This window comes from Alkalicoccus saliphilus (assembly GCF_003044065.1).
In the GTDB taxonomy this organism is placed as follows: domain Bacteria; phylum Bacillota; class Bacilli; order Bacillales; family Salisediminibacteriaceae; genus Alkalicoccus; species Alkalicoccus saliphilus.
The window spans coordinates 22757-29732 of sequence record NZ_PZJJ01000030.1; the positions used below are offsets into that span (position 1 = coordinate 22757).

Genomic DNA, 6976 nt, shown 5'->3' on the forward strand with positions numbered 1-6976 from the left:
CAATTAACATTTTTTTATGTTACATTGGGAGCACAATGTATCGAAACCGACATCTTATATAGAGGAGAATGTTGTTATGAGCAGTGTAGGAGTTCCGGGAATAATCTTAATTTTAGTCATTATCGGTGCTACAGCCGCAGTAATCGGACTGCTTATCTGGCTGATCGTCCGCCTGAGCTCGAAAAAATAAGCAGTGTCTGGTGGTGGCGGCTGGAGGAGACGTACTTCTGCTTTTTATGAACAACATTTCTCGTTCAGCAAAAAGGTGACAAATGCAAATGTTTTCTTGTCTATAAATGAAGCTGCTCTCCGAAACCGGTAGTCTTTAGAAGGAATAAGCAGCTTTTGAAATTATATTTCGTTAATACATCACCCGCGAAAACAGCTGCCCGCAATAGGAATCACTCGTATTTTGCTGTGCTGAATTTCTTGTAAAATCGATTCCCCCTCAATTATAATACTATGGTTTAAAAAACATTTACTGGAGGAAGATGTAAAGTGAATCTTCATTCACTTTACAATGGAGGGATACGATGAGTAACAACAGCAATATGCCGAAGGAAGAGGGGCTCGACAACAGCCTGAAACTTCTAAAGGAAGGTTATCAGTTTATCATTAACCGGCGTCATACGATGCAGTCGAATGTGTTTGAAACAAAGCTTCTCGGAGAAAAAGCAATATGTCTGTCGGGAAGCGAAGCGGCAAAAATTTTTTATGATAACAGTAAATTCAAAAGAGAAGGAGCAGCGCCTAAACCAGTGGAAAAAACGTTGTTTGGTGAAGGCGGAGTTCAAGGGATGGATGGAGAAGCTCACAGACATAGAAAAGCGATGTTTATGTCCCTCATGTCGAAAGAGGATTTAGAGGAGATCCGCCGTTTAACTAAAAAGCATTGGAAACAGGCAGCGGAAGCGTGGGAGTCCCAGGAAGAAATAACGCTGTACGAGGAAGTAAAAAAGATTATTACCAGGGTGGCATGTGAATGGACAGGTGTTCCGCTGGAAGAAGATGAAGTAGCGCTTCGTGCGGACCAGCTGAGTGAAATGTTTGAGCGGCCTGCAGATGTCAGTTTAGGACATTTTAAAGGTTGGAGAGCCCGCGCCAAAGCAGAAAAATGGATTGAAGAGCTCATCAAAGAAGTACGTAATGAGGAGCGGGATGTAGAAAAATCCCGGGCCCTGTATGCTTTTGCCTGGCATAGAGACCTTGAAGATCAGCTGCTTGATGAAGAAACTGCAGCTGTTGAAATATTAAATCTTCTGCGTCCAATGGTAGCTGTCTCTATTTACGTCGCCTTTACAGCTTTAGCAGTTCATCAATATCCTGAGAAAAGTAAAGACCTGGAATCTGGAGATGAAAACAAGCTTCAGTATTTCATTCAGGAAGTTCGACGGTATTACCCATTTTTCCCTTTCACAGCAGCTAAAGTAAAAGATACGTTTACATGGAAGGGTTATACATTTGAAGAAGGTACACTGACTCTTCTCGATCTGTACGGTACAAATCACCATCCGGATGACTGGGAAAATCCGAACCGCTTCGAACCGGAAAGATTCAGAGAATGGGAGAATTCGACATTGGTCACCGTTGTGCAGGGGAATGGATCACCATTGATATTTTAAAAGAAAGCCTGAACTTTCTTGTCAATCACATGACTTACTCGTTCCCGGAGCAGGATCTGTCGTTTAGCATGACAGAAATTCCTACGATCCCTAAAAGCAGAATAACCTTAAAAAACTTTAAACGAAAAACGTAACCACTGCTTTCAGCATAACAAGGACTTTACGCGAACTTAAGCCCGTCAGACAAAATAAGTCTGACGGGCTTAAGTTTGTTGATTAAATGATCGGTGGCTAATATTTATTCCAGTCGTTGTATAAGCTCCTTCTCTTGCCATGGGGCTGGTCTTCAGCTGTTTGGCCTGTGCCGTGGTCTGACTGCGCTGCGCCTCCGCCGTTTCGGAGAGAAAACCATCTCTTTATTGGAGAAAACAGTTTTATAAAGAGAGATTTTTCATCGCAAAAACCTTTTTTCATTTCCCTGCAGCAGCCGCAGGGACGACTCCTGGGCGATGAAGGACGAGGCGAAGATCCATTTCTTCCGAGCATTGGGAGGAAGAAATTAGCTGAGCCCGGCCCGCCCGGAAAGCGTCCCGGGAGGCGAACGCAGGGTAGTGTTATATTCATACATAAAAAAATACTTTATCAATAGTCTGAAGCCTGTCAGACAATATAAGTCCGACGGGCTTTTAAATTCCGATTCTGGAGGCTCATTTTCTAAATTGACCGGTTACTTCAATTAAGGGCGGTAGGTTGTTTCCCAGTCAATTTCTTCTCCTTCATACTGAAGCACTTCATGCTGGTGGCTGCTCAGGACGACGCGGATGTGCAGTTCGTCTTCCTTCACCTGGCCGAGCGGATAATCCGTACCGTACAGACGGCCTTCCCTTTCGCCGTTAATGTATACGTGGGCGTGGCCTTCGCGGTAGCCGGAGTCCCCCATTTCCTCCCGGACGAATTCAAAATTCTCCACTTCAATATGCAGGGCGGCCGTTCCGTCTTCTTCGGTAATTTCTCCTTCTATCGTCGGAGCTTCTTCCTCCTGAGGTACTTCAACCGCACCATGTTCATGAGACCCGGCAACATGCATGACGAAATGACTGTTGATCGTATAAAAGTACAAGGTAACTCCGACAAATCCAAACAGCACAATAAAGCTTATAACCCGGTAGGTACTCATTTTATTTACCCAGTCCTCTGCGGAACAGTACGCCTATTATGACAAGTACAGCACCGCTCGCGAGAAATGCCAGATCGTAAAACAGAGGGTTGGCCGCTTCCGGATGCACACGGTGAATCTGCAGAATGTGATGATTAATGATACCTTCCACAAGGTTAAATATTCCGCCTCCAATTAAAAACATACTGAGCATCCGGCGGAATCCTTCTTTCAAGTTCGGCGGCCGGCCTCCCATCCAGAGAATAACAGCACCTGCGATGAGGGTGATCGTAACGGCGAGGTGGAAGAGGCCGTCGCTGACAATCTGCATCGTTTCAGTCGTATCCATGATCACGCTGTGCCACTGCAGCAGCTGATGAAAGACGATGCCGTCCATGGCTCCGAGAAAGCCGAAACCGAGCAGGAAACTGCCTGTTTCAAACTTTTTATTTTTCTGCTGTGCGTTCACAATAGACCTCCTTTATATACATTTTAATGTCAGCTTACTATAGCCTTTTTTATTCCTCTTCAAACGTTCCCTTCTGCCGCTTATCCCCGTGCTGAAGCCATTTTCCACGGGCCATGACGCTCTCTACATGAAGCGTTTCCGAATGAAGAAGAAGCAGGTCGGCGTCCTTTTCTTTTTCCACGGTCCCTTTACCCCGCAGCTGCAGCAGCCGGGCAGGGTTTTCAGAAGCGGCTTTCCAGACAGTTTCCAGAGGCAGTCCTTCCACGAGTACTGCATCCTGCAGCTCCTGAAGAAGACTGTCGACTTTTCCGACACCGAGACCTGTAAACTGCCGGTTTTCATCAAACTGCGGGAGGCTTCCCTGCCCGTCGGATGTGAAAGTAATCTGCTCCGGAGGAACACCGGCATCAAGCATATATTTCATCCCACTGCTGCTTTTAAGGAGCGGCTTTTCTGAAGAATGAAGCGTACTCGTCGTAAAATCGACGAAACCGCCTTCCCGGGCAAAACGGATTCCTGCTTCCAGCAGTGCTTCATGACGGTTAATATGTGTCGGCCAAAACTGGGTAATCGGAATTTCCGTTTCCTGTACGACTGTTTCCAGTTTGGAAAGAAGCCCCTTTCCGTCCCCGACATGAATCGTTACGACGCCGCCTTTTCCTGACAAAAGGCCCCCGGCACGTGCTTCACTGGCAACTCTTGCGATTTCCTGCCATTCCGGCTGGGAGGAGCGGTGGTCTTCGATCGCAATTTCTCCGGCACCGATAATTTCCTCTATAAACATAATGTCATTCTGCAGCGATCCGGTCAGTGTCCGGACCGGGACGTGATAGCTTCCGCTCTGACAGAAACAGGTGACGCCTTCCTCCGTCAGCCCCTTTGCTTTTGAGACGAGGTTCGTCATCGTACGTGCCGTTCCGTCGGTGCCGAGGACGCCGACGACGGTGGTCACTCCGGCGTCGATGCAGTCTTTTAACGTGAGCTCCGGGGTGCGGGTCGAAAATCCTCCCTCTCCGCCTCCTCCGGTAATATGTACGTGCCCGTCAACGAGTCCGGGGACAACAAGTTTCCCGTCCGCTTCTGTTACTTCCATGAAGGGAGCAAGTTTTCGAGGCTCAATCTTATCCTCTACTGCTGCTATCCGCCCGTCCGCAATAAGAATATCTTTTTTACCGAGGTACGCCGGCGCATACACCGTGCCACCTCTGATAAGTTTCAGCATCATAAAACCTCCTGTTAATATTGGACTGGTTTTATTTTACCTTTAACCCCGGCAAGGTGAAAGTACAGAACAGGAAGCTGTCACTACTGCAGTATTTATATAGGCGGATGAATTTCACATTACCCTTCAGCGCGTATAAACGTAAGAAGCTATAAGCTCCAAATGAATTCATCATTACTACGAATATTCAGAAGTGATTAATCCGCTTAAAGAGGATAATGAAAAAACCTGCCAGGAATGAGTCCTGGCAGGTTTTCGCCTCGGCGGCGCCGAAGTACCTTTTTATAAAAGAGTTCTACGCTTTTCTATCTTTTAAATAAGCAGGAAAGCGGCGGTAAGGGACAGCACGGCACCTGCCGCAAGCTGTATCGTGGCAGCTGCCGGTTTTTTTGTGAATGTCCACCAGACAATAAAATAAATACCGAGCATTAAGGCCATGAATAAAATACCGTCAACAAACGGCGAAATAAGTGCAGGGTCGGTCGCTTCATTGTAAATTCCATAATTAACGGACATTGCGATAATCCATCCGATAAAGATGGAAAGCCCGATCCACAGCAGCAGTTTCTGCATAGTGATCCTTCCTTTCTGACCGGCACCGGAGCCGGGAGTTTTCAGTGGGAACTGCTATTTCTGGTAAATTAATTACCGTTCTTTCTTCCTTTTAAACTATATACGAAAACAGGGACTGCTGTAAAGAATCGTTCTTTCATTCAAGTACTTGTGACTTTTTTCTCATAATTTTTTTGCCGTTGCATAGAAATAGGGAGGTTTGCGGGGTCTTAAGTCCGGGAAAACAAGTAATAATACTTTCATGTAAGGAGGGGGAAATAATGATCCAGTGGACTCAGCTGAACAGTGCGGGCTTTCAAAAAATCGGGTACGATCCGATGCAGAAGCAGCTGCACGTTAAATGCGAAGACGAGGACTACATTATTTATTACGAAGTACGGGAAACGGAATACGTCGGGATGTTTTCCAGCCAAGACATGAAAAAATATTATGAAGAGCGTATTAAAGGACGCTTTCCTTCATCTGTAATCAAAACGTAAATCAACTCCCGGGAGCGCCATTGACCTTTTGTCGAGGCGCTCTTTTTTTATGTGTCCATCCTGAAAAGACAAAACCGTTATAAATAAACACACAAATTTATCCAGGAAATAGTGGATACGTTATATAGTGTACGCTACAATAGATAGTAGAAAAGCCCTGCTGTACACTCTCCGCATACAGCAGAACTTACTTGATAAGGGGGAAATATAATGATTATTGGTGTACCAAGAGAGATTAAAAATAACGAAAACCGTGTAGCTCTTACCCCTGCGGGTGTAATGACGCTGACGCAGGCAGGTCATTCTGTGATGGTCGAAACAAACGCAGGGGTGGAAAGCGGTTTTCCCGACGCTGCGTATATTGAAGCCGGTGCCTCTCTCCGCACAGAAGCTGCAGAACTCTGGCACGATGCGGAAATGATCATGAAAGTAAAAGAACCGCTCCCGGAGGAATACGACTATTTCCGGGAAGGACTGATTTTATTTACGTACCTCCACCTGGCAGCCGTACCGGAACTTGCCGAAGCGCTCACGAAACACGGCGTCACATCCATTGCTTATGAAACGGTGGAAGTTAACCGCACACTGCCTCTTCTTACACCGATGAGTGAAGTCGCCGGACGTATGGCTTCCCAAATCGGCGCGCAGTTTCTTGAAAAACCAAAAGGCGGAAGCGGTGTACTGCTGTCCGGTATCCCCGGCGTCAAGCGCGGGAAAGTAACGGTGATCGGCGGCGGAGTCGTCGGTACGAATGCGGCGAAAATTGCGATGGGACTCGGAGCGGATGTTACGATCATTGACCTCAGCCCGGAACGTCTCCGGCAGCTGGACGATCAGTTCGGCACAGAAATCAATACACTGATGAGCAACCCGTTGAATATTGCCCAGGCAGTCAAAGAATCCGACCTGCTTATTGGTGCCGTCCTTATTCCCGGAGCTAAAGCACCACAGCTTGTAACAGAAGCAATGGTAAAAGAAATGGCTCCGGGGTCTGTGATCGTCGACGTAGCGATTGATCAGGGAGGAATCGTGGAAACAATCGATCATATTACAACCCACGATAACCCGACGTACACGAAGCACGGAGTTGTCCACTATGCTGTAGCGAATATGCCGGGAGCTGTTCCACGGACATCTACTATTGGCCTGACGAACGTCACTGTTCCATATGCGCTTAAAATTGCAGCGTCCGGTGTAAAGGAAGCAGTCCGTCAGTCAGCTCCGCTTATGAAAGGTGTCAACACTGCCGGCGGTCACGTCACATATGAAGCTGTCGCCCGTGACCTCGGCTATGAATACGTTTCTCCGGAAAAAGCACTGGGACTGTAAAAAGCAATTATTGCGCTGATTTATGGAAAAATTATCACTAAAAAACCTCTGAAGGGATTTAAAGTGTACCCTTTGTAAAGGACATTTTTAAAAAGCCTAAGCTACTTCTAGAAGATGATCCCTGTATTGCACAGGGGTCATCTTTTTGCGGTTCCATTGATATCTATGGTGATTATAGTACGTCAT

9 protein-coding genes are annotated in these 6976 nt (G+C 46.6%); 3 read left to right on the top strand and 6 right to left on the bottom strand.

Annotation, left to right across the window (positions count from 1 at the left end; genetic code table 11):
- Positions 1-533: 533 nt before the first annotated feature.
- On the top strand, positions 534-1622 hold the full coding sequence (locus C6Y45_RS14195) for a cytochrome P450 (RefSeq protein ID WP_342752446.1): 1089 nt from the start codon (positions 534-536) through the stop codon (positions 1620-1622).
- A 231-nt stretch (positions 1623-1853) separates the two neighbouring features.
- Here C6Y45_RS14195 and C6Y45_RS17665 read toward each other — a convergent pair whose 3' ends face one another.
- From C6Y45_RS17665 to C6Y45_RS14220, 5 genes are all read right to left on the bottom strand, one after another.
- A complete protein-coding gene (locus C6Y45_RS17665) occupies positions 1854-2036 on the bottom strand; it encodes a hypothetical protein (protein WP_107585892.1) in 183 nt (60 codons plus the stop codon).
- Positions 2037-2298: 262 nt separating this feature from the next.
- A complete protein-coding gene (locus C6Y45_RS14205) occupies positions 2299-2739 on the bottom strand; it encodes a hypothetical protein (protein ID WP_107585893.1) in 441 nt (146 codons plus the stop codon).
- A gap of 1 nt (position 2740) precedes the next feature.
- Positions 2741-3187, bottom strand: a complete 447-nt coding sequence (locus C6Y45_RS14210) for a DUF2243 domain-containing protein (RefSeq protein WP_245922668.1) — start codon at positions 3185-3187, stop codon at positions 2741-2743.
- A gap of 49 nt (positions 3188-3236) precedes the next feature.
- The gene (iadA, locus tag C6Y45_RS14215) at positions 3237-4409 is read right to left on the bottom strand and encodes a beta-aspartyl-peptidase (RefSeq protein ID WP_107585894.1); all 1173 of its coding nucleotides are present in this window, start codon (positions 4407-4409) and stop codon (positions 3237-3239) included.
- A gap of 312 nt (positions 4410-4721) precedes the next feature.
- Complete coding sequence (locus tag C6Y45_RS14220; protein ID WP_107585895.1) at positions 4722-4982, bottom strand: hypothetical protein; 261 nt, start codon at positions 4980-4982, stop codon at positions 4722-4724.
- Between the two features lie 260 nt (positions 4983-5242).
- On the opposite strand from C6Y45_RS14220, the gene C6Y45_RS14225 reads away from it, so the two are divergent.
- Together C6Y45_RS14225 and ald are read left to right on the top strand one after the other, a co-directional pair.
- Positions 5243-5461 (top strand): KTSC domain-containing protein, encoded by a 219-nt coding sequence (locus C6Y45_RS14225; protein ID WP_107585896.1) that lies wholly within the window; start codon positions 5243-5245, stop codon positions 5459-5461.
- Positions 5462-5671: 210 nt separating this feature from the next.
- Positions 5672-6790: an alanine dehydrogenase gene (gene ald / locus C6Y45_RS14230; protein ID WP_107585897.1), complete on the top strand. Its 1119-nt coding sequence runs from the start codon at positions 5672-5674 to the stop codon at positions 6788-6790.
- 96 nt (positions 6791-6886) lie between these two features.
- Here the strand turns inward: ald and C6Y45_RS14235 are convergent.
- Positions 6887-6976, bottom strand: a 90-nt coding sequence (locus tag C6Y45_RS14235) for an IS3 family transposase (RefSeq protein ID WP_146159186.1), incomplete at its 5' end; no start/stop codon positions are given.